The organism is Clostridium vincentii (assembly GCF_002995745.1).
In the GTDB taxonomy this organism is placed as follows: Bacteria; Bacillota; Clostridia; order Clostridiales; family Clostridiaceae; genus Clostridium; species Clostridium vincentii.
The window spans coordinates 16,230-38,676 of the sequence record NZ_PVXQ01000023.1; the positions used below are offsets into that span (position 1 = coordinate 16,230).

Consider the following 22,447-nt stretch of genomic DNA (forward strand, 5'->3'; position numbering starts at 1 on the left):
TTCATTACGCCAACTCTGTCATGTATTTTTGAACTAGTTCATAACCTCTATCCTTAGTAGTGTTAGCTAAGGATTCTGTATACATTAATATTTCTGCTGTTCCACCTTTAAACTTCGAAGACGCTTCTTTTGCTGTCGCTTCCTTGTCCTTTATCCATTGGAACTCTTCCTTTTCTAAATTGCTCATCTCAATTGTGGACAATTTAGTTCTTACTACACCATATATTTCATTTAAGGCATTATCCCACCTTGTATATTCTTCATTTACTGCTGTTTTCATGTCTGTGGCACTTCCTTTATATAACATATCTAAATCCGTTAAACCAGCATTTATATTATCAAGTTTATCTATGTATATTTGTTTCTCACTGTTTTCTACCTTTTCATTATCTACTGTAGTGTCCTTCGCATCTTCAGTGTCTGAAGTTACAGCTTCTTCCTCTGTTGTTGTACTTTTATCTACTGCTTTTTTATCTTCACTATCTCCACATGAAATCAACGTTAACGATACCAACATTATTAAAAATACACATAAAGTTCTCTTCATTTTGCCACCTCCCTTCTTAAAGTTATACCATGATATTGTTAATTTCTCAAGTTTACCCTTAATTATCCTATGAAAAGCCTAACCTTTCATCAATCATAATTCTCTTTTATTATGAAAATTAACCTAAAAACAAGAAATATTTTCTCCATTATCTGGTATAATTAATTATAGTTAACAACTATAACATATAATAACTTAGTACTATTAATTATAAAGGAGTGTTAACACATGGGAATAATAGGTGTAGTAGTAATACTACTATTGCTCGGAATGATGTTTTACTTGGGTTTATTTACTACAGGATATAATAATCTTAGGGGGATAACTGTTGAATTAGATGAATTGTCTACCAATACAAATGAAATGGCTTATGCTGTATATGAGAAATTAAAAGATCAAGGAAAAGAATGTGAGATAATTGAAATGGGGGAAGGTTATCCTAAATTTCTTGTAGATAAGAAGAAATATTCAATGCTTCCAAGAACAGGTTCATGGCGAGGGTTCCCAGTTCAAATAGTACAATTAAGACCTTGTAAAAACTAAATGCTATAAAAACATTATCAATAATATAGCCTATATCTTTAATTACAATGTAAATTAAGATATGGGCTTTGTTTTAGTTAAAAATAGATATTATATTAAGGAGGTCCCTATGACTATAAAACAATTATTATCAAAAATTTGTCCCATTTCTATGACACCTAAAAATAGTCTGTCTCAAAATATTGTTAACAAAGAAAAAGTGAATTTCCCTATAGCGATTTATGAAAATAAAGAAAGAGATATACTTTATCCTTTAATAGATTTTAGTTCTAAAGACTCACATGGAGTTGATGTGCAAAATCTTTGCTTAGTTGATTTTAAAGGTGATGAACACTACTCTGGTATAGAACTTCAGCAAGTTTTTAGAAATAATAAACTTCAATATGTAGCTCTTGTATCTAACTTAGATCTTTCTCATGTTGATGTTTATTCTCTTCCAGAAACAAATATTGTGAACGAGGATTACTGTAAGATGTTCAATTCTCTGGCCGTTTATCCATGTGAATCACTGAAAGCAAATTTAAAGTATGGATATAAAGGTTTAAATGCTTCCCTTTCTTTTATAGATAAATTAGGAAGGCACATTGAATATGATATAAAAGAAAATACTAATATTCTTAATAACTTTGGTTTAATTGCTCCAGTAGGAAGTGGTATTAAAGATCCTAAGTTTTTTCCTATGGTTTATTTGAAAGATTTTAATATGGTAAAACAAAAGGGTACTGAAATTTCTATTAGAATTGATAATAGAAAACTTGAACCAAAAAAGCTTCCTCTATTATGTGATCTTGAAAGGGTATATTTATTACGATATTCTTTTAATAATTTAATTAGAGAATGGAATCATAATTTTAATGGAGTGTTAGAGCCTGTACCTATTGAAAGCTCTGAAGTATTAGCTAATAATTGTACATATCTTCTTGATAAAAATGAAGATTACTATGAAGTTAGGTGTGTTAAAAATATTGTAGGCTCTAAAATTATGAGTATAAACTTTAATCCAGCCCTTCCTGATATTAAAGCCTTGAAAGACGAAATAAAACTTAATGGTAACTTTTATTTAAATGCAGATAATAAAGTAGGGATTTTAAGCGGAAATTATTCAATTGAAAGACAAGCTGACAAAATTAAAATTACTTTTACCCCTAAAAAAGCTTGGCAACCTATGCCAGGGAAGCTTTGGGTTAGTACATATAAATGGACAGGGGAAATTTCCTTTAAAGAAGATCATGCCATTATGAACAGTCAATGGCATAGAACTAATAATAAATAATTTTTATGAAATCAACTAAAAAGCTGTCTAATATTATTTTAGACAGCAATTTTTTATATTTTTATAGATGCTTTAAGAAATCTGTTATTATATAAGTATAGGATAATTAACTACTAGGAGGATATTATGAGAGTTGGAATAATAGGAATAGGTAATATTTGCAAAAAAGCATATTTACCAGCTATAACTGCTATGGAAGATTTAGAAATAGTTTTATGTACTCGTAATGAAAATACTAGAAAAGAAATTAGCAAGAAATATAGAATTAATGAATCTGTAACTACGGTGGAAGAACTTCTGAAAAAAAATATAGATTGTGCCTTTGTGCATAGTTCAACAGAAACTCACTACTCTATTTGCAAGACACTTTTAGAAAATGGAATTCACGTTTATGTGGATAAACCTATAAGCTATAATTTAGATGAAACTATTGAATTATCTTCAATTGCAAAAAGAAACAACAAAATTTTAAAGGTTGGTTTCAATAGACGAAATGCTCCAATGGTTAATAAACTAAAGACTCTGGGGACTGCAGATCTTATAATTATGCAAAAAAACAGAGTATCATCTTCAATGGATCCAAGGATCTTTCTATATGATGATTTTATTCATGTTTTAGATACTGTAAGGTTTTTAATGGGTGATGATTATAAAGATATAACAGTAAATGGATTAAAGGATGATAATGGACTTAAAAATATTATGGTTAAGTTGTCTAACTCTACTACCACAGCCATCGCAATTATGAATAGAGACAACGGAGCTAATGAAGAAAATATTGAGATGATGGTCTCTGGTAAAAAAGCTGTAGTTAAAAATCTTACTCAAACTACATTATATGAAAAAAATATTGCTACAATTAAAGAATTTGGTGATTGGGAAAATACCCTTTATAAAAGAGGATTTACTCCTACAATTGAAGGTTTTATAAATGAAGTAGCTTCTGGTAATGTTTTCTATGAACCATTAGAAGATTCTATTAAAAGTCATGAGCTTTGCGAGAAAATCTTAGAATTATTATAGAATGGAGTAGGTTTTTATCTAATAAAAAGAGAAAGAAGTAGGGAGCTGTGCTCCCCACTTCTTTAATTTTTCTTCACAACCATCTTCTTCATCTACTTTAGTCCCACTACATAGGTATCATCTAGATATCTAATTATCCTTAATTAAGGTAATCTTATTTCTAGTAAAAAATACGCTTAATAAGAAGAAGAAAACTGATAATAAAATCATTCCTCCTACCATAGGAAGTATTGATGTTACTGATTCTCCAGCTTGCAATTTTTCTATTGCCATGAATATCCATCTCGGTGGAAGTGCATCCCCTACTTTTCGTAATCCTTCACTCATCATTTCATAAGGCCAGAAGGAACCACTTAACATAAATATAGGTACAGTTAATGCTGAAATTATAACGGTGAATGATGACTTGTTTTTTACAACTGAAGCTACCATTATGCTAAATACAACTGCTAGTAAAGACATCAAAAGTGCAAGAAGTAATAGCAATATGGTATTATCAAATCCAAACTCATAATCAAATATTTTACATATAGCATAATACTCTATGGCTGGTACTGCAGTGAAAAGAAAGAATATAGCACATTGTCCAGCAAAATATTTCTTTTCACTAACCTTTCCCATAAGAACTCTTTCCTTTGTACCTTCCCTCTCATCCTCTAATAAGAAGCCACAACTAAAGCCTGCTGAAATAAATAATAGGTAAAATATCATTCCTAGGGAAGTCATTATACTTGGTTTTACATCTTTTTCATTAAGAACTTCGTATTCAGGTTGTGACTCTCTAAAGGTTGTTATAACCTTATCTATTCCCGCCCCTTTAATATCAATATTATTGCTTAATTTAGCTAGGGCAGATACCTCACTTTCTAAGACACTTTTTATTACAGATTCAGTATCCGTATTTGCTATTGTTTCGTAAGTAATTTCATTTTTTTCGCCCTTAAGAATACTATCTGTGAAATTCTCATCTATTGTAATTACCATTTCGAATTGATGATATACTAATTTTTGTATATAATCTTCATCCTCAAGTTCTACTATGGTTATTCCATCAAGCTCAGATAATTTTTGTTCAATTTCTTCACCAAATTCCCCACTATCCTTATTTATAACTGCCACCTTTAAAGTAGAAGTACTACTTTCCATGCCTGTGAAAGCAAAGATTAATATAATTGGAAGAAGGAAGGTTGTAACTAAAAAACTTTTTCTCTTTAATAGTATTCTAGCTGTATTTTTCATTATTCTAATCATTTGCAAGCCCTCCCTTATTTCTTAGAATTCCAAAGTAGAAAAGTAAGCATAAAGCTGATAATCCTAATGGAACGGCTAAAGCAATTGCATAAGCATTAGATTCTATCCCGCATAACAAACTGCCTATAGCTGTATTTATCCAGTAAATAGGACTAAAATACATTAATTTATTTATTGGTGACATTCCAATAATTATACTTAGTGGAGTATAACAGCCTCCGAGGAAACATATTACTATCGTTACAGCACTTAATACTCCAGCAGCTGTACTATCATTTTTTGCAACAAGTCCAATAATAGCTCCTATTACGGAAGCAAAAGTTCCAAAAGCTAGAAACATACTCATAAATTTCAGGGTATTATCTCCCCAGGTTACATCTAAAACTAAAGTAGAATAAACATAAACTAATAAAGTTTGCAATATGGCTATTATAATTCCACTAATAACCTTAGCACCTATTAAAAAACTTTCTTTCATCCTTGATAGTCTTATTCTATTAATTGTTGTAAGTTGTGTTTCTTTATAAACCGATTCAGCTACTATACCTGATACATAAAAAATAATTAAAGCTAATTCTGCGAAGGTGTAATATTCTGATGAAGTAATATCTCGAACTCCATCTACATCCTTTTTAACCACATACTCATCATATTTATTCTGCACTAAATTTGTAAAGGCCTTTGGATTATACTCACCTATAGTGTCATAGGCTGCATATTCATTAAGAACTGATTCAAAAATACTTCTAAATATTTTTGTTCTCATTTTTTCCCCGTTTTTTGATGAATAAAGTTCAAATCCACCATCTTTTACATTTATATGAACTAAAGCATCATATTCATCAACATCCTCTTTAACATTATCTAAGGAAGATGTTTCCTCAAGTTTAATATTTACAGCATCTTCAAGACCTTGTTTAAAATCTAAGAAACCTGCTTCATATTTTGTTTCACCCTCTATGGTGTAATATACCTTTGAATATTCATCCCCTGATCCAAATATATCTTGTGAAGTCATCATACTTTTTAACCCTGCACTCAAGGTAGTAATTAAGATTATAGGGAAAACAAACATAAGTATAAGGTTTTTTTTGTTTCTTAAAAGCTGCTTAAATTCCTTTTTTAACATTACTAAAAACATATTATCCCCCCATTATTCTCTAAGTTTTTTCCCAGTTAAAGCTAAAAACACTGTTTCAAGGCTAGGTTCCTCATTAACTATATTCTTTATATCTCCACCATTTAGCGCAACAACAGATACTAAATTTGATATTAAATTGCTGCTTCTTAATGTTAAAATCTTATATTCATCATCTAGGAATGTAACTTTTTGAACTCCTGTAATTTCATTAAGTTTAGCCTCTAACCCTTCAATCTTTTTTGTTACAGTCAAGTTTAAGGTATTCTTATCCTCTACTAGATTTTTAAGTTCCTCACTTGTTCCCTCTGCAATTATGTGTCCCTTATCAATTATTGCAATTCTATCACAAATATCATCAACCTCCTGCATATAGTGGGATGTATATATTATTGTGGCACCCTCATCTCTAAGTTTTAATACAGATTCTATAATATGATTTCTAGATTGTGGATCAATACCTACTGTTGGTTCATCCATTATAATAAGCTTTGGTGAATGAGCTATTGCACATCCAATATTAAGTCTTCTTTTCATACCACCTGAAAACTCTGACGCCCTTTTCTTCCTTACATCTGTAAGTCCAACAAACTCTAAAGTCTTAGTTGTTCTGTCCTTAAGCTCTTGTCCCTTAAATCCATATAAAGAACAAAAGAAGCTAATGTTTTCCTCAGCAGTTAAATCCCAATATATTGCAAAGTCTTGAGGAACTATTCCTATATTTTCCTTCCATTTTCTTATTTTATTAGTATCTTCTTCGTAAATCACCTCACCTGAGGTCTTTTTAATAAGTCCACATATCATCCCAATAACTGTACTTTTACCTGCACCATTTGGGCCGAGGAGTCCGTATATCTGTCCCTTTTCAATTTTTAAATTTATTCCATCAACAGCCACTTGATTTCCATAATCTTTATAAAGCTTTTTTATTTCTAACATCTTCATAATAATTGCCTCCTAATTCTTCTTTATACTAATAGTATATGAAAAAAGATGATTTTCCAATAGTTAGGAAAATCACCTTTTATATATTACAATTGTAACTTTTTTCTAATTGAGAATTGATAGTGGAAAGTTGAAAGTTAGAGGATGAAATTACTCCGTAATTTCTTAAACATATATTTTCTAAAAGCCTAAAAGCTTTTATTCCTTAACTCTCAATTTTAAACTTCCCCCTCTCAACTACTTAAAGGTTGCCTTTTAAATAATTAACAGCCAATGCCGTTCTATGATCTAACCCTGTCTTATCTAGTATTACAGTAATATAATTCCTTATTGTTCCTTCAGAGATAAAGAGTTTCTTGCTAATTTCTTTGTTACATAGCCCATCACTTAGAGCTTTAATTATATCTTTTTCCCGATCTGTAAAATTATATTTACTTATTGCAGGCTCTGATTCCTTTCCATGAAACTTATCTAGAACATTCTCATTTATAACAATTGTATTATTGTAGACTGAAATTATTGAATTTGCTATTTCATCCGGTGAATTATTCTTTAGTATATATCCCTTAGCTCCATATGAAAGAGCTTGATTAATATAATCTTCTTCATCAAAGGTAGTTAAGACTAAGCATTTAGTTTTTGTCTTTTCAACAATTTCACGAACAGCCTCCACCCCATTAAGAATAGGCATTCGAATATCAATTAAAGCTACATCAGTTTCATTTGCCAAGCAAAAATCAATTCCTTCTTGTCCATTAGATGCTTCACCAATTACCTCAATATCTCCCTTAAGGGGTAAAAGTATTTTTAAACTTTCTCTAATTAGGCTATCATCATCACATATTAGTATCTTAATGCTCATATCTTGTCCTCCAAATTTAAAATCATATTAATTACAAAACCTTTATCATTATAATATTCCACTCTTCCACCAACCATTTCTATTCTTTCATCAATACCTTCAAGTCCTAACCCTTTATTCAATATTTTATACCCATTGCCATTATCTCTAAATTCTATTCTAGCTATCTTATTGTATATAAAAATTGAGAGTTTAATTCTATCTGCATTTGAATATTTAGCAGCATTTGTTAAAGCCTCATTAAGGTTGTCTTGTATTACCATCCATAATTTCAATATCAGTTTATTGGTATCTCCATCGATATTGAAAGTTGTCCTTATACCTGTACTATACTCAAACTTTATTAATTGTTCTTTTATATTCTCAATGCCCATAACCTTATCTCTAGGTTTTACATATCTTAAAACCTCTCTAATCTCATCCATTCCTTCTCTAAGATTCTCCATGGCAGAGGTTAAATATTTTTTAGACAGTTCATCATTTTTGCCTAAGGTTTCCTTGGTTACCTCTAGTTGCATGAGAGAACTTGTTATTCTATGTCCTAAATGATCGTGAAGTTTTTGTGCCATAAAATTTCTTTCTTTAAGGCTTGTAACAATAGTATTCTGTTCAAGGTACCTATCTAAATTTCTAACTTTATTTTCCATTAGGTGACTTTCATACCGCTGTCCCCTATTGAAAGCAGTGGTCTCCAGGTTCTCTTCATACTTCTTCTTTACTTCATATAGATATAAATTAATAATTATGATAAATATAGCCATATAAAAGAAATTTTCTTGAGATAAATACGCTGTTATCCCTATAGTTATAACAATGCTAGAAAAAACATTCATTTTATTCTTAACTATCTTGAATATTATTACAGGTAGCAAAAAATCTATTCCCTGAAATCCAAACCTCATAAGAGCTAGAGTACTTATAAGTTGAATACAATTTATAATTTTCCCATTAATCTTAAAAATACTATTTAGCAATTCAAGAATAGAAATTACAACAATACAGGTTATTCTCAAAACAACACCTGTATCTTGGTATCCTAAAAGTGTTACATCTAATATTCCAACCATTGCCATTACAAGCATCAATTGAGTTATCGTCTTATTCATTTCTATCCTCCTTTAAAGGATTTATATATGCAATTATTACTATTTTTTCTATAATTATATAATAACTGAAAAGCCTCTCCTTATCAATTAAAATAAGGACAGGCTTTTTTTAAATTTTACTGATGAGTATGTTCTTGGAATATGTTCAAAATACAAATAAAAGGAAACCTTTCTAGGCTTCCTTTTAAAATTTCTATTTTATCAACACTCTTTTTAATCATAACCTATTATCTAAAAACAAATTTTCTTTGTGCAGCATAACTAAAGAAAAACAATGTTCCTTCTGTTAAAAGTTTAGATATAACCAAAGGCATTCCTAATGTGCTAAATAAATGTATTAATAAATAGTTAGTTGTAACAATAATTCCAGCTAACAATATATACCTTTGAAAACCACTTTTACTTTTATTTGAAAATACATATTTATTATTTACGGAATAATTTAATGCTACACTGCAGGCCCTAGCACCTAAAACACCAAATAGTAAATTTGAGGTCATTCTATATAAAATCATAAGTAAAAGAAAATCGACTAAGGCACATATTAATGAGGATCCACTAAACTTAACTAGTGGTAAATATATCTTAATTGAATCCTTTAGTGGATTAAAATGAGAGGATTTATTATCTTCTAAATAAACAGTATTAATAGGTATTTTCTTTAGATCATATCCAGCTTTCTGGGCTTCTAATAACACATTCATCTCATAATCATAACTTTCTCCATCCACTGTGCAAAGCCAAGGAAGTATATCTTTTTCAAATCCTCTAAGGCCTGTTTGAGTATCCTTAATGCTTTTACCACTAACTATTGAAAACACTCCTCTAGTTAGTTTATTTCCTAAGCTACTTCTTAAAGGGACCTTTCCCTTAAAATGCCTAGTTCCTAATATTATTTTGTTTGCTGTGATTTCATTAGCTATTTTAACTATATCCTCAGGCAGATGTTGTCCATCACAATCTGCAGTAATTACATCATCATTATTTGTTAGATTTATATATCTAAAAGCAGTCTTTAAAGCTTCTCCCTTACCCTTGTTGCGATCATATGAAAGAACTTTACATCCTATTTTTTTAGTTTCTTGAAATATCCAATTATAATTTTCCCCACTGCCATCATCAATAATAAGTATATTAAAATCACACATATCCTTTAAATTTTTAACTAATGTAATTAATTTTTCATCTGGCTCATAAGTTGGAATTACTATAATCATATGAAACATCTCCTTTATTTTAATTTATATATATAATGTCACTAATATCACGTTCTTCATCTTTTCCTAATGGATTATTAACAACTCGACCCATAAAGTACATTGTTGATGATCCTCCGCCATCTAAGTTGTAAGCCTCCGTGCAACCAAGCTCATCAAAAACTTCTGCAAATTCAGTCAATGTCATTCCTTTGCTATAGCCCTTACTTCTTCCATCAACCACTATAAAAATATAATGATTAGCATCAATCATCCCAATTCCTGTACGCGGATTTGAATTTTGAATAGACCTATTCCCAAAATTAGAATCTACCGTAACATTTTCAAAATCTGATGTAATAGCTCCATCCTGAATTAAAACAGGTCCAAAGGATAAAGTATCAGTAACTCCAGAGGATACAAGTTCCTCAGATGATACTGCTTCTTCATCATATGCTGCAATAGTTCCATTATCATATAAACCAAGTGCTATGCGAGCTGGATCATCTCTATAGACCACTCCATTTTTTATTATTACTCCATCTTCGCGAAACCCATAATAATCACCATTAATAGCAAATATGGCATCATTGTTTTCTGCAATAGTTGAAGTTGTTTCTGTAATATTCCGTCCAAACTGATTTTTTGCTAAGGCAGTTTTTAAGGATGTATCATCTGTGATTTGTACATCTGCAACAAAATAGGTAATTTTATTATCCCCAGTTCCCTGGGTGACTTCTTTTATACTAATATCTGTAGTATCACTTGAATAATTCCAATCATCACTTGTTACATCACCTGCTGTTATAGCAGATGAACTTTCATTTGTAGTAACAACAGTTGTTTCAACTCTCTCAATTAAATATCTATAAGCTAACAGACAAAGAACTATTGATACTACTAACGTACTAGCAGTAATAATTATGATTTTCTTTTTTTTACCCATCTTTTTCTTTCCCAAAATAATAGCCCCCTTGTGGATTAATTCACTTCTTAATTTAGATTCTATTCCCTTTTCCTTTAATGAAACTTAAAACAAAAAAAGCCACATAAATGTGACTTTTAAATTAGAGATATTATTTTGAATATCCAGTTAAATACAATATATGGAATATATTTCCTGAGAAATATATTAGTAAAAGTAGATCTACAATATATAGACCATCTACATAATAAGAGGCTCTATTTAATTTCTATTCATCAATTTCAATAAATAAAGATCCTATTGCCTTAAAAGTTTCAATAACTTCTTTGAAATTTTGCTTTTCATCTCCATATATTAGATACTTATGCAAAGATTCATATCTTATCTTTATATCGTCGGTAAGATATTGTTGCCATTAATCAAAATCATATTTTTCAAATGGATTATATTTTGATTCTATACTAATACGTTTTTCCAAATAAAAATCAGCATACTGCCAAGGAAAAAATAGCTATTATACTTATATAGACGAGATTTACTCTTGAATCCTATCTCTTTATAAACCGTTGCTTAACTTTAGTAAACCCTGAGTATATACCAATAATTACAATGAAAATTTCAAGTCTTCCAAATATCATGCCTATGATTTCTATAATTAAGGTCCCTGAATTTGTTGACGGACCTGTTAGACCAATAGATAATCCAACTGTACCAAGAGATGACGCAAATTCAAACATTGCATCGCTCAATGAGCACCCCTCTGTCAATGTAATAAGTAATGTACCTATAATAAAAATCATTAAATAGCAGGAAATAAAGCCAAACGTATCCATTTCAATGCCTTTATCTATATAAGTTTTTCCCTGTGCTCTGTAATAGTACGGGTTACTAACATATCTTGAGGATAAAATTCTTTTCTTTATATTTTCTTTCGTAACCCGCAACATTAAATATACTCGCGACATTTTCATTCCACCTGCTGTTGAACCAATACCACCACCAATCAGCATAAGTAAAATTAAAATTCCAATGCTAAACACTGGCCAATCAGAATATGACATTGTTGAATATCCTGTTGTAGACAATGCTGATACTACATTAAACACAGATAATCTAAGGCTTTGTCCCATATTTAAATATAAGCCGAAAAATAATGAACATGCTATAATCGGAACAGCAAGTATAATTAGTACAAGCATAAAACGAATTTCACTTACTTTTATAAGTCTTAGAATTTTCCTTTTTGCAACTAATAAAAGCACCGCAAAATTAGTGGTTCCTATTAACATTAGAATAATCGTAATTGCTTCTATAGCAATGCTATGATAATATCCTATACTATCAACTTTTGTCGAAAATCCCCCTGTTGATAATGCAGACATCGTATGTAATAAGCTATCAAATGGTTCCATTCCAAATAGAATATATAGAGTAACCCCAACCACTAAAAACGTAATATACATAAGAAAAATTATTCTTGCGGTTTTCCCTAAATTTGGAGTGAGCTTATCTGGATGCCCTTCAGCACTATATAAACTCATTGCTTGTTTTCCTTGTATAAACATTACCATTACTAATATAAATCCCAGTCCACCGCAAAACTGCATAAACCCTCTATGAAAAAGAAATATATGTGGTGTAATTGTAACATCCATAACTGATAACCCAGTTGTAGTCCAACCACTTACAGATTCAAACAATGCCTGAACAAAATTCAATTGTCTTGAAATCACAAATGGAAGTGCACCTAAAAAGAAGCCATATAACCATATAAATAAAACTGTTGTACTTCCACTTTTCATGGTATAAGCTTCAGGATTATCGTTTTTTTCCCTATTAGTACATAAGCATATTACCGTACCAATTATAAATGTTATTATTGAAGGAAATAAAAAAGCGTTAATGTATTTTATCTCTTCCGGGTAGAAAGGTATTACTATAATTGGGGTAGCAATTAAAATACTAACAAGTAACATTAACTTACCATAACTACTACAATTCGAAAAATCTTTATTCATCTTATTCGCCTTCCCGTTAACTCTTGAATTGCTGCAATTTGCTTTTCTTTTGATAATATTAAAACTAGAATATCGCCAGCCAAAAGCCTTGTATCTCCACGTGGAATCATACTTTGCTCACCTCTTAAAATGCATCCAATAATTACCTCATTCGGTAAACTGATTTCCCATATTTTTTTTCTCAACAACAGGTGAACTCTGTGGAATTAGCACTTTTGCTATGATTATATTACTATCTACTATGGGTATTAACGTTGTTATTTCGTCTAAAAATGCTTGTTGTTCAATAATACTTGTAATGGTATTAATTGCACATACCACAGAATTTATACCCATTTTGTGGAAAAATTCTGTTTTCTTTGGGTCATTAACAAGTGAAACTGTCTTTTTTACTCCAAATTTTTTCTTGCACAATTCACATATTACTAAATTATCACCATCATCCTGTGTCAAAGCAATTGCAATATCGTTGTCTTCAGCTCTGGCATCTTCTAATACATATGGCTTAGTTCCATCACCATTAATCACGGTAATGCTTTTATTTTCTGCTAATGAAAGACAATCTTTATAGTCTTCATTTATTATTGTTATATTATATCCTTTTTTTATTAATGAAATTGATAACAATTTCGCTTTATGAAATCCACCTACCAATAATACATTCTTTTTCATAATTATTTCATCCTTTCATCCATGGCCAATAATTTGTCCACTTCATTAGCAGAGAGTATAGATGGGAAAATTGTATTTATACCAAATTCATTATAAACACATTCTCGTTCCGGATCATATAATCTAGCTATAACTCTTTCAATAGAAAACAGTTTCTTTGCCATTTGAGCTATCATTATATTGCTACTGTCATTATTGGTTACACAAACAACAACTCTACTTTTTTCAATTTGTGCTTCTTTTAATATATCTATATCTGTTGCATCTCCCTCAAGAGCTAAACCCCCAAATGATGGTGATAGTTTTCTAAAAGAATCTTTATTACTATCAATTATAGTTACATTCATATTTCTGTTTGATAACGAATTTGCAATACTAGCGCCTAAACGACCACATCCAATTATTAAAATGTAGATATCTTCTTTTTCTTCATGTAGTTTCATTTCTTATTCCTCCTTACAACACGACCTACACCTTTATTGTCATATTCTATTTTGCATGTATTTTCTTCCACTAATTGAGGACAATCAGACTCATCAAAAGCAATATTGCCTTTAGCATAAAAAGTCCCATATAAATCTAAATTATGTCTAGCTGGCAAATATGTTGCATCAAGTGCCCATGCCACTCGAAAATGTTTCATTGCCAAAAGATGATTTCCTTCTTTTTCTAATAATATTCCAAAAAAGTTATGAGGTTCTGGTGCATGTGGGTATTTTCCTATAGTTCTTTTAAGAAGCAAATTACATTCTTCATAATCTCCATCTTTAACTAGTTCTCTCACTTCATTACAAATCTTTCTTACCTCCATTTTTTCTTTATTAACAAGTTCTTGTTTCATGATTATTGCCTCCTTTAAAGCAAACTTTATTTATCTATTATTATAGTAATTTATATTTTGTGAACGTAGTGTGAGAATTATCATAGCCATGTGAGAATTCTGTGAGAATAATTCATCCATATTTGGCAAACAAAAAAACTGCTCCAGTTTTAAACTAAAGCAGTTCATCTATTTTTATTCATCTACCATTCTGTAACCTACACCAACTTCGGTAATTATATATCTTGGTTTAGAAGGTATTTTCTCGATTTTTCGCCTCATTCCTGCCATCAACGCCCGTAATGCCTGCGTATCCGAACCATAATTAGCGCCCCAAATTTCTTTCAATATAAATCCCGTTGTGATTACTTTACCTGCATTTTTTGCCAATATCACTAACAAGTTATATTGCATGGGTGTCATATGAATTTTCATATTTTCTAGATACACTAAATGTTTATCATAATCTAATTTCAAATCGCCCACAGAAAAAGTGGTCTGTATATCTTTCATTCCCTGTTTGTATAAATGGCGAATAGCAACTCTAATACGTGCTAAAAGTTCAGTGGCAGAAAAAGGTTTCGTAATATAATCATCTGCACCTTCATCTAATGCTGCTACTTTCTCTTTATCCTGGTCACGAGCTGAAATAACAATAATTGGTATTTCTGACCATTCTCTTACTTTTTTGATAACTTCCATTCCATCAAAATCTGGCAAACCGAGGTCAAGCAAAACTAAATCTATTTGTTCTGAAACAATCAAGTTCAAAGCAACTTGTGCATTGCTAGCAATGAGACTCTTATATCCGTCTTTTTCTAATGAATATTTTATGAAATTTCTAATTTGTGCATCATCCTCCACAATTAGAATACATTCATTGTAATTACTCATTCTTCTCCTCCTTAGTAGGAAGTATAAATTTAATTGTAGCTCCGGCTGTATCTGTTCTGTTACATGCTTCTATTTTCCCACCATGTGCTTTCACAATTGCTTCGCATATGGTAAGTCCTAATCCTATACCATGTTTCACATCTGCTCTTCTTGTATTTGATGTATAAAACATTTGAAAAATATTCGGCAAGTCATCAGTAACAAATCCTTCTCCACTATCTATTATGGAAAATGCAACTTGATTTAGTTCTTTTTCATCCTCAACTAATATAAGAATTTCGTTTTGTGGTAGCGTATGCTTAATAGCATTATCAAGCAAATTAATAATAACTTGCTCTACCAATTTTGCATCCATGGGAATAAGCAACAATTCTTCTGGTACATTTACTGAAATCTCATATTCGGGTGATCGTCTATAGATGTGATTTATTGCACCTCCGATAATTTCTTCCACAGCTTCCATTTGCTTATTAAGTACTAATCTTCCTTCTTGCAATCTAGTTAAATTAAGAATATTCTCGACTAATGAACGTAACCAATCAGCGTCCGTATAAATACCTTTTGCTAATTCATATCTTGGGTCATCATTCTTTATCATATCCATAAGCATTTCAGATGTTCCCATAATTCCAGAAAGTGGAGTCCTCAAATCATGTGAAATTGCACGTAGCAAATTACCACGATATCTTTCCTGTACCATTTCTTCCTTGGACTTCATACGTTGCTCTGCCTGCCTGAATCTATCCATTGCTAATGCTATACTTTCAATCATAGTACGAAGTAACCTAGCTTGTGATTCTTTCAAAATCTCAGCATTTTCTTTCGGTATTCTCATTACACCCAAGATTGATTCTTGGCCATATATAGGCCAATCATAAAATTCTACTCCAATATCATAACCCATACGTAAGTCTTCAATACGATGCTTTATTTGTACAATATTTTCAACACTTATATAACTTTGTTTGTTATGAGATACTTGTTGAATAAATGATTGTTCCGGAAATCCATTTTCATCAATACAAAGACATGCTGCCTTACAACTAATTATATCACTTATAATGCTGATTGAAATACTAGCAATCTCATGCATATTAGATGCATCCGTTAAATGATTTGTCAATCGATACAATGCTTTTGTTTCTATTTCCCTTTCTTTAGCTTCTATAGCATCTTGCTTAACTTTAGAAGTAAGTGCACTTGTTACAATTGAAGTCATCGTCATTATTATAAATGTAATAATATAATTTGGGTCATCAACTGAAAAAGTAAAATGCGGAACAGTAAAAAAATAATTGAATGCAAATGTTGCTGTAATTGACGCTAAAATACCATAAATATACCCTTGTGTTAGTCGAGCTGAAAGCAATACAAATAAAATATATACTATAACTACATTAGTTTCCGGAAACCCCATATTTCGGAATAAATAGCCAACTGCTGAAGCAACACTAATCAACCCAGCTATTAACAACACCGAATGTACTATATCTTGTATTAATTTTGATTTTTGGTTCATTGTATCACTTCACCTTCCATCTGAATAATAGTATATCTATATTTTTTACATTATATATTTTTCAAACTTAAAATACAACATAACCTTGATGAATATTATTGGACAGATAAGATGATCCCCCCCTTACTTGTACTTGTGAGGCTTCAAAGTTTTGAAGTCATCAGTTTGTCATAGCTAATCTTTAAAAGTAGATATCTGAGAATTCAATATTTATTTTCTCGATTTTACTATTTTCTTTATCTTCACATTTTTTCATATTCGACTCATTATCCGTAGTAGTATAAACAGGTATCTCCACTATAAATTCACTACCTTTTCCAATAATACTTTTAACGCTTATATTACCGTTATGCATAATTACTAATTCCTTAACTAAAGATAATCCTATACCACTTCCCTCCTGATTTCTAGAAATAGATTTATCTACTTGTATAAATCTTTCGAAAATCATTTCTAGTTTTTCTTCAGGAATTCCTGTACCCGTATCTTTAATAGAAATTATGATAGATTTTTCTTTATTAAATATATTTACATATATATGACCATTCCTTTCAGTAAATTTTATGGCATTAGATAAAAGATTTAATACTACCCTCTCAATTTTGTCAATATCACAAGCCATAATTCTTTCTTCAATATCTGTATCAAATATAATATTAATCCCCTTAGTTTCAGCATAATTTACTACAGACATAACCATATTTTCAACTGTACTTACTATATCCTCATTTTTTAAATATAGGCTCAAATATCCTGAATCTATTTTTGTTATATCTATTATGTTATTTATTAACCTAATTAATCTATAACAATTTTGTTTAATCATTTGCATATATTTGTGTATATCATTGTCCTTATAACTGCTGTCATCACTAATCAATATATTACACATTTGAAGAGCACTGTATATTACATTTAATGGGGTCTTAAGTTCATGAGATATATTAGCAAAGAACTCTGTTTTTAATTTATCGTAAGCCTTGACCTCACGGAGTCTTTCCTCATTTTCATATAAAGCTTTTTCTGCAATCTTTCTTTCATTAATTTCGCTTTTTAATTTTATTACAGTATTCTTTAATGCAACTGTTCTTTCCCTTACTCTTTCCTCTAAATTCGAATATAATCTTGCATTTTCTAATGATATAGCAATTTGTGCTGAAATCATTTTTATCACTTCTATTTGCTTTGACGTGAATGCACCTGAAAATATCTTATTTTCTAAATATATAACTCCTATCAAATTATCTTTTCTATGTAGCGGAATATAAATTACAGATTTTGGATTTTCCTGTTGAATGTATAAATCCTGGTTAAAATCCGGATCTTCCATAGGATTATCTGACATCATTAACTCTTCCTGCTTTATAGTATAATTCACAATACTCCAGGGGAGAACTTTCTCATCCATACAATTTATGAATTTAATAAAATCTCCACCTTGCCAATCACTATCTGCTTCAGCAAAATGTCCTTTTCCAGCTACTAAGACCCCTTTCCTATATTCTAAAAACAGAGCTTTTGTAGCTCCTGAATTTACCATAATAATGTGCATCATCTTTTTTATTAAAGAGTTAATCTCTATCTCTTCTGACAAGGTTTGTGCTGCCAATAAAATAGAATGTAAATCAATATCGGATTCATTTGTTTCTATAGCAGCTTGAAATTCTAGCTTGTCCTTTTTTTTAGAAAAATATTGTGATTTTATATCTTCTACTTTAGTAAAAGCACCCCATTTTTCATAATATTCACTAGCTTTCTGTAAATACATTTCAGCTGTGACCTTATTTTTCAGTTCTAAATGATAGAGTCCCAAAAGCTCTAAAGCAAAAGCCGCATCCTGTATAAAATCATTTTCAGAAGCATTTTCGATTGCATTATTATACAATTCTATTGCCTCTAATTTTCTCCCAATAGCACGATTGAATTCAGCTCTCAAAATAAGACACTTATGAATATAATTAGTTTCTGATTTTTGTATCCAGTCTTCAACTTTGTCCATGTTCTCTTTAACAATTTCTAATACATCTTCCTCGTTCATTTTATCAATAATTTTTATCTTCCTAAGTTTGCATAAAGCAAGATAATAATGGTAGTTAAACTCAAAAACTTGTCCAGGAGTATTCGCTTTATATTGTTCGACTAATTTAACCGCATAATCTATTTCGTCATATCTGCCATACAAGCAGCATAGCATTATCTTTTGTGAAGCCCAAATAAAAATTGCTGCTCTATCTTCAAGAGTCTGGAAAATCGGGATCATTTTACTCTCATCAAATATCCTTCCGCATAAAATATATGGTTTACTGGATTGACGTAAATTTATTATAACCTGCAAAGTTATTGCCAAACGATTATACACAGTCTTCTGCTTACACTCCTCAACTATCCAAATCATCTCTATCAATTCTTTTTCTAACTGTGCAAGTTCACATCCTGCATGAAATGAGAAGTTTCCATACTGCAATAATCCCTGACAACTATCTTCTAAATCTCCACTTTTTAATCCTTCTTCGTATAATACCAAACAGGACTTTAATATACTTTTAAATGGATGCTTAATATGTGCTAACAAAACAATGAACGTAAATTTCGATCTAATTTCTTGATTTTTAAATTTACTTCTCATATTTATAGCTGTATCACCAATCTTGTATCCTTCTTCCATTTCTCCATATTCTGATACATACAATCTTCCATAACAAACCCATGCAATAATTGATTCTGTGGCATTTCCATATTTTAATGATAGTTCAATTACCTTTATGATTATTTGAAAATGCAATATTTTTGATGTCATATATGTAGAAGTTATAATGTAAGACAACATCTTAATGGCAATTAAATGATGATAACTTACTATTTGAGGAAGTTTAGCTAATTTTTCTGCTGGATTAATTCCAAGCATATTTTTAATGTTTGATAAAGCAAAACTAATCTCATCTTGAGAAGTAATTATTTCAACTTTTTCGCCAAGTAATTCAAGATATTCAAATGCAATCTGTATTGCTTCTCTAAGGTGACTTCTTGCCATTTCTATCTTAACCCTGACCTGATATGCATTGAATTTCTCTTCAACTCTTTCAGTAGTCAATAAAGCTTTTTCTGTATATGTATATGCCTCTGCGTGTTCTCCCAATAAAAAGTTCACCACAGACATTTCATCATAAATTTCCAATGCTAATTTATAATTTTGTTGTACAGTAGCCCCAGATACAAAAAACTCTGCTTTTTCTCCATAATTTTTTGCTTCTATATAAGCTGAATTTTCTTTAGCTTTTCGAGTTGCTTGCAAATTAAGTTTTGCCATCATTATAATATCTTCCGGATTTTTTATTTCTGAACTTCCTTGATTCCATTGAAATACTATATCAAAGATTTTTTCTTCTTGAACATCAATTGACAACTCTTTAATCATAACTTTACCGATTTTTAAATGAATCCTTGGTAATTTTTCATCAGATACCATGGAATATATAGCCTGATGAATACGATCATGAGAAAAAAATGATACGTTTTTTTCGTAGGTAATCATTCCAGCCTTCCAGAAATTAAATAAAATAGACTTTATACGACTATCTTTAACATCACAAACAGATGTTAGAATATCCATATCAAAGTAGTTACCTATACAAGCCGCTATTTTTATAATATTCATATCTTCTTCTGGTATTAATTTCAAGTTTTCCAAAACAATATCAATTACATTTTCAGTAACACATTGACTACGTATATTCTCAATATTCCATTTCCAGTTATAACCAAACGATTCGTTTTTTCCCGAATGTAAATACAGCACGCCCTTATTCTGTAAAAGCATCAAAAATTGCCGAGCGAAGAAAATATTTCCACGAGTTTTTTCATGAATCACGCAGGCTAATTCTTTAACATCAGAACAGTTCATATGAAGAGAATCTGACACAAATTGCTCTATATAATCTTTTTCCAAACATTTTAAATACAGAACATCTGCATTCTTTCTTTGTTCCCACCCTTCTATAGTTTTTTTAAATTTAAACTGGTGTTCAATCTCATTTTCTCTATAAGCACAAATAAAGAAAGCATTTATTAATCCCATATCTAAAATGTTGTTAATCATATCCATAGATGAATTATCTGCCCATTGAATATCATCAACAAAGAAAATAATAGGTTTTTCTGGTGAAGTCAGTGTTTTTAGAAACTTCTCTAGTGCATAATACATTCGACTTTCTGTTTGTTTAGAATCTACCTTAGAGACTTCCTTAAGTTTACCTAAAAGTTTCTCTAGGTTTGGAATAAGCGGTAATAATATTCCGGTTTGTTCTCCTAATGCTTCAATACATCTTTTAGAAATCTCTTCACAAACTGTTTTTTCTTCTTTCATTATCCTATTTACAAGAGCTACAGCAAGTTGTGTTAAAGCAAAATATGGAATCTGTTTTTTTGATTCTTCAAATTTACCCTTTACGAAAAATGATTCTTCATTAATATAATATTTACAGCTTTTTTCTACTAAAGTAGTCTTACCAACACCTGAATATCCTGAAACTAAAAGCATTGATGCTTTTTCATGTTTACATTTTCCAAGCCATTCTTTCATATATGAAAGTTCTTTATCACGTCCATATAACTTTTTTGGAAAATATATAGTTCCAAAATAATCATTACGACCTAATTCAAATACAGGAATATCTTTATTAGAATGCCACATCTGACGACAATAAATCAAATCAGCCTTTAGGATATTTGCAGACTGGTATCTATCAGTTAGTTCTTTCATCATTAGCTTTTCAATAATAGACGAAATCATCACCGGAAAATCTAAAATTAAATCTACTAGCCGAGGAGGATTTACTGCAATATGACAATGGACTAAATCTAAAATATCCTTTGTCATAAAAGGTTGATGCCCACTAAAAATTTCATATAAAATTATTCCTAATGAATATAAATCACTGCGCTGATCAATTTTATAGCGTGTGCGCCCTGTACGCTCTGGAGAAATATATGGGTATAATCCTTCTGGTTTGCTAATTTCATCTGCTTCTATACCATAATTATCTATTGGTAAAGCAAAATAGAAATCAATTATAACTACATTTAGAGATTCAGCATCCAACAATATTCTATCTGACCTTAGCTCATTATGCAGTATCCCTACCCAATGTACATGTTCTATTGCTTCTACTAAATCTATCGCAACGTCTAGTAATTTTTCTATATAATCGTCACCTGTTTCTTTAATCTTATGGCAAACTTCTATCAATGGCATTCCAGCCACATCTTCCAGTACAAGGCAACTTTCTTTTTCAAAATTAAGCACCTTTTTTGCATTAACAATGTGCCTACAGCAATGTTTATTTAACTCCTCAAGTAATTCAAATTCTTGTTTAACCGTTGATAAATATTTTATAGAACTACCTTTTTTTCTCGCAATTTTTAGTATCTCTTTTTCACCACCATTTGACTGGCAAACTCGTACAATTTTAAAATTGTCCTCTTCATAAAGTACGGATAACACAGTATAATTATAAAAGTCGCTCATGACCTTCCCCCTCAGCAAGATGTTGTAAAAACTCCAAAATAATTTTGGTACAAATTTTTAGCTCTATAGTATTTCAAAGCTAATATATATTCATATTATACCTTTTACTCCTTAATTTAACATAATTAAATATAATTCTAGCACTTAACCTATTTTACTTCAATGTTTTTATAATATATCTATAGCTTATT

The 22,447-nt window shown here is 30.4% G+C and carries 19 protein-coding genes; 3 read left to right on the forward strand and 16 right to left on the reverse strand.

The window, feature by feature from the left end; translation table 11 throughout:
* Positions 1-4: 4 nt before the first annotated feature.
* On the reverse strand, positions 5-547 hold the full coding sequence (locus CLVI_RS10815; protein ID WP_106060149.1) for a lysozyme inhibitor LprI family protein: 543 nt from the start codon (positions 545-547) through the stop codon (positions 5-7).
* 228 nt (positions 548-775) lie between these two features.
* Between CLVI_RS10815 and CLVI_RS10820 the strand changes: the two genes are divergently transcribed.
* The 3 genes from CLVI_RS10820 (at position 776) to CLVI_RS10830 (ending at position 3,386) form a co-directional block, all read left to right on the forward strand.
* The gene (locus tag CLVI_RS10820; RefSeq protein ID WP_106060150.1) at positions 776-1,090 is read left to right on the forward strand and encodes a hypothetical protein; all 315 of its coding nucleotides are present in this window, start codon (positions 776-778) and stop codon (positions 1,088-1,090) included.
* Between the two features lie 109 nt (positions 1,091-1,199).
* Positions 1,200-2,363, forward strand: a complete 1,164-nt coding sequence (locus tag CLVI_RS10825) for a hypothetical protein (protein ID WP_106060151.1) — start codon at positions 1,200-1,202, stop codon at positions 2,361-2,363.
* Positions 2,364-2,489: 126 nt separating this feature from the next.
* Entirely contained in the window at positions 2,490-3,386 is an 897-nt protein-coding gene (locus tag CLVI_RS10830; protein WP_106060152.1) for a Gfo/Idh/MocA family protein, read from the forward strand.
* Positions 3,387-3,515: 129 nt separating this feature from the next.
* Here the strand turns inward: CLVI_RS10830 and CLVI_RS10835 are convergent, their stop codons facing one another.
* From CLVI_RS10835 to CLVI_RS10900, 15 genes are all read right to left on the reverse strand, one after another.
* Complete coding sequence (locus CLVI_RS10835; protein ID WP_106060153.1) at positions 3,516-4,637, reverse strand: ABC transporter permease; 1,122 nt, start codon at positions 4,635-4,637, stop codon at positions 3,516-3,518.
* Complete coding sequence (locus tag CLVI_RS10840) at positions 4,630-5,778, reverse strand: ABC transporter permease (protein ID WP_106060154.1); 1,149 nt, start codon at positions 5,776-5,778, stop codon at positions 4,630-4,632. The genes CLVI_RS10835 and CLVI_RS10840 overlap by 8 nt, the downstream gene beginning before the upstream one ends.
* 12 nt (positions 5,779-5,790) lie before the next feature.
* Positions 5,791-6,720, reverse strand: a complete 930-nt coding sequence (locus CLVI_RS10845) for an ABC transporter ATP-binding protein (RefSeq protein WP_106060155.1) — start codon at positions 6,718-6,720, stop codon at positions 5,791-5,793.
* A 241-nt stretch (positions 6,721-6,961) separates the two neighbouring features.
* On the reverse strand, positions 6,962-7,582 hold the full coding sequence (locus CLVI_RS10850; protein ID WP_106060156.1) for a response regulator transcription factor: 621 nt from the start codon (positions 7,580-7,582) through the stop codon (positions 6,962-6,964).
* Positions 7,579-8,688, reverse strand: a complete 1,110-nt coding sequence (locus tag CLVI_RS10855) for a sensor histidine kinase (RefSeq protein ID WP_106060157.1) — start codon at positions 8,686-8,688, stop codon at positions 7,579-7,581. The genes CLVI_RS10850 and CLVI_RS10855 overlap by 4 nt, the downstream gene beginning before the upstream one ends.
* A gap of 227 nt (positions 8,689-8,915) precedes the next feature.
* Positions 8,916-9,905 (reverse strand): bifunctional glycosyltransferase family 2/GtrA family protein, encoded by a 990-nt coding sequence (locus tag CLVI_RS10860; RefSeq protein ID WP_106060158.1) that lies wholly within the window; start codon positions 9,903-9,905, stop codon positions 8,916-8,918.
* Between the two features lie 19 nt (positions 9,906-9,924).
* Complete coding sequence (locus tag CLVI_RS10865; protein ID WP_242980660.1) at positions 9,925-10,845, reverse strand: phosphodiester glycosidase family protein; 921 nt, start codon at positions 10,843-10,845, stop codon at positions 9,925-9,927.
* 512 nt (positions 10,846-11,357) lie between these two features.
* Complete coding sequence (locus tag CLVI_RS10870; protein WP_106060160.1) at positions 11,358-12,827, reverse strand: TrkH family potassium uptake protein; 1,470 nt, start codon at positions 12,825-12,827, stop codon at positions 11,358-11,360.
* Positions 12,824-13,015, reverse strand: coding sequence for a TrkA C-terminal domain-containing protein (locus CLVI_RS17875; protein ID WP_341458753.1), 192 nt, complete (start codon positions 13,013-13,015; stop codon positions 12,824-12,826). The genes CLVI_RS10870 and CLVI_RS17875 overlap by 4 nt, the downstream gene beginning before the upstream one ends.
* Positions 12,975-13,499 carry a potassium channel family protein gene (locus CLVI_RS10875; protein WP_242980663.1) on the reverse strand — a complete coding sequence of 175 codons (525 nt, stop codon included), beginning with the start codon at positions 13,497-13,499 and terminating at the stop codon, positions 12,975-12,977. The genes CLVI_RS17875 and CLVI_RS10875 overlap by 41 nt, the downstream gene beginning before the upstream one ends.
* A gap of 2 nt (positions 13,500-13,501) precedes the next feature.
* Positions 13,502-13,942, reverse strand: a complete 441-nt coding sequence (locus tag CLVI_RS10880; protein ID WP_106060161.1) for a potassium channel family protein — start codon at positions 13,940-13,942, stop codon at positions 13,502-13,504.
* Entirely contained in the window at positions 13,939-14,340 is a 402-nt protein-coding gene (locus tag CLVI_RS10885; RefSeq protein ID WP_106060162.1) for a hypothetical protein, read from the reverse strand. The genes CLVI_RS10880 and CLVI_RS10885 overlap by 4 nt, the downstream gene beginning before the upstream one ends.
* A 174-nt stretch (positions 14,341-14,514) precedes the next feature.
* Positions 14,515-15,213, reverse strand: coding sequence for a response regulator (locus tag CLVI_RS10890; protein ID WP_106060163.1), 699 nt, complete (start codon positions 15,211-15,213; stop codon positions 14,515-14,517).
* On the reverse strand, positions 15,206-16,732 hold the full coding sequence (locus tag CLVI_RS10895; RefSeq protein WP_106060164.1) for a DUF4118 domain-containing protein: 1,527 nt from the start codon (positions 16,730-16,732) through the stop codon (positions 15,206-15,208). The genes CLVI_RS10890 and CLVI_RS10895 overlap by 8 nt, the downstream gene beginning before the upstream one ends.
* A gap of 181 nt (positions 16,733-16,913) precedes the next feature.
* Positions 16,914-22,256, reverse strand: a complete 5,343-nt coding sequence (locus CLVI_RS10900) for an ATP-binding protein (protein ID WP_106060165.1) — start codon at positions 22,254-22,256, stop codon at positions 16,914-16,916.
* Positions 22,257-22,447 lie beyond the last annotated feature (191 nt).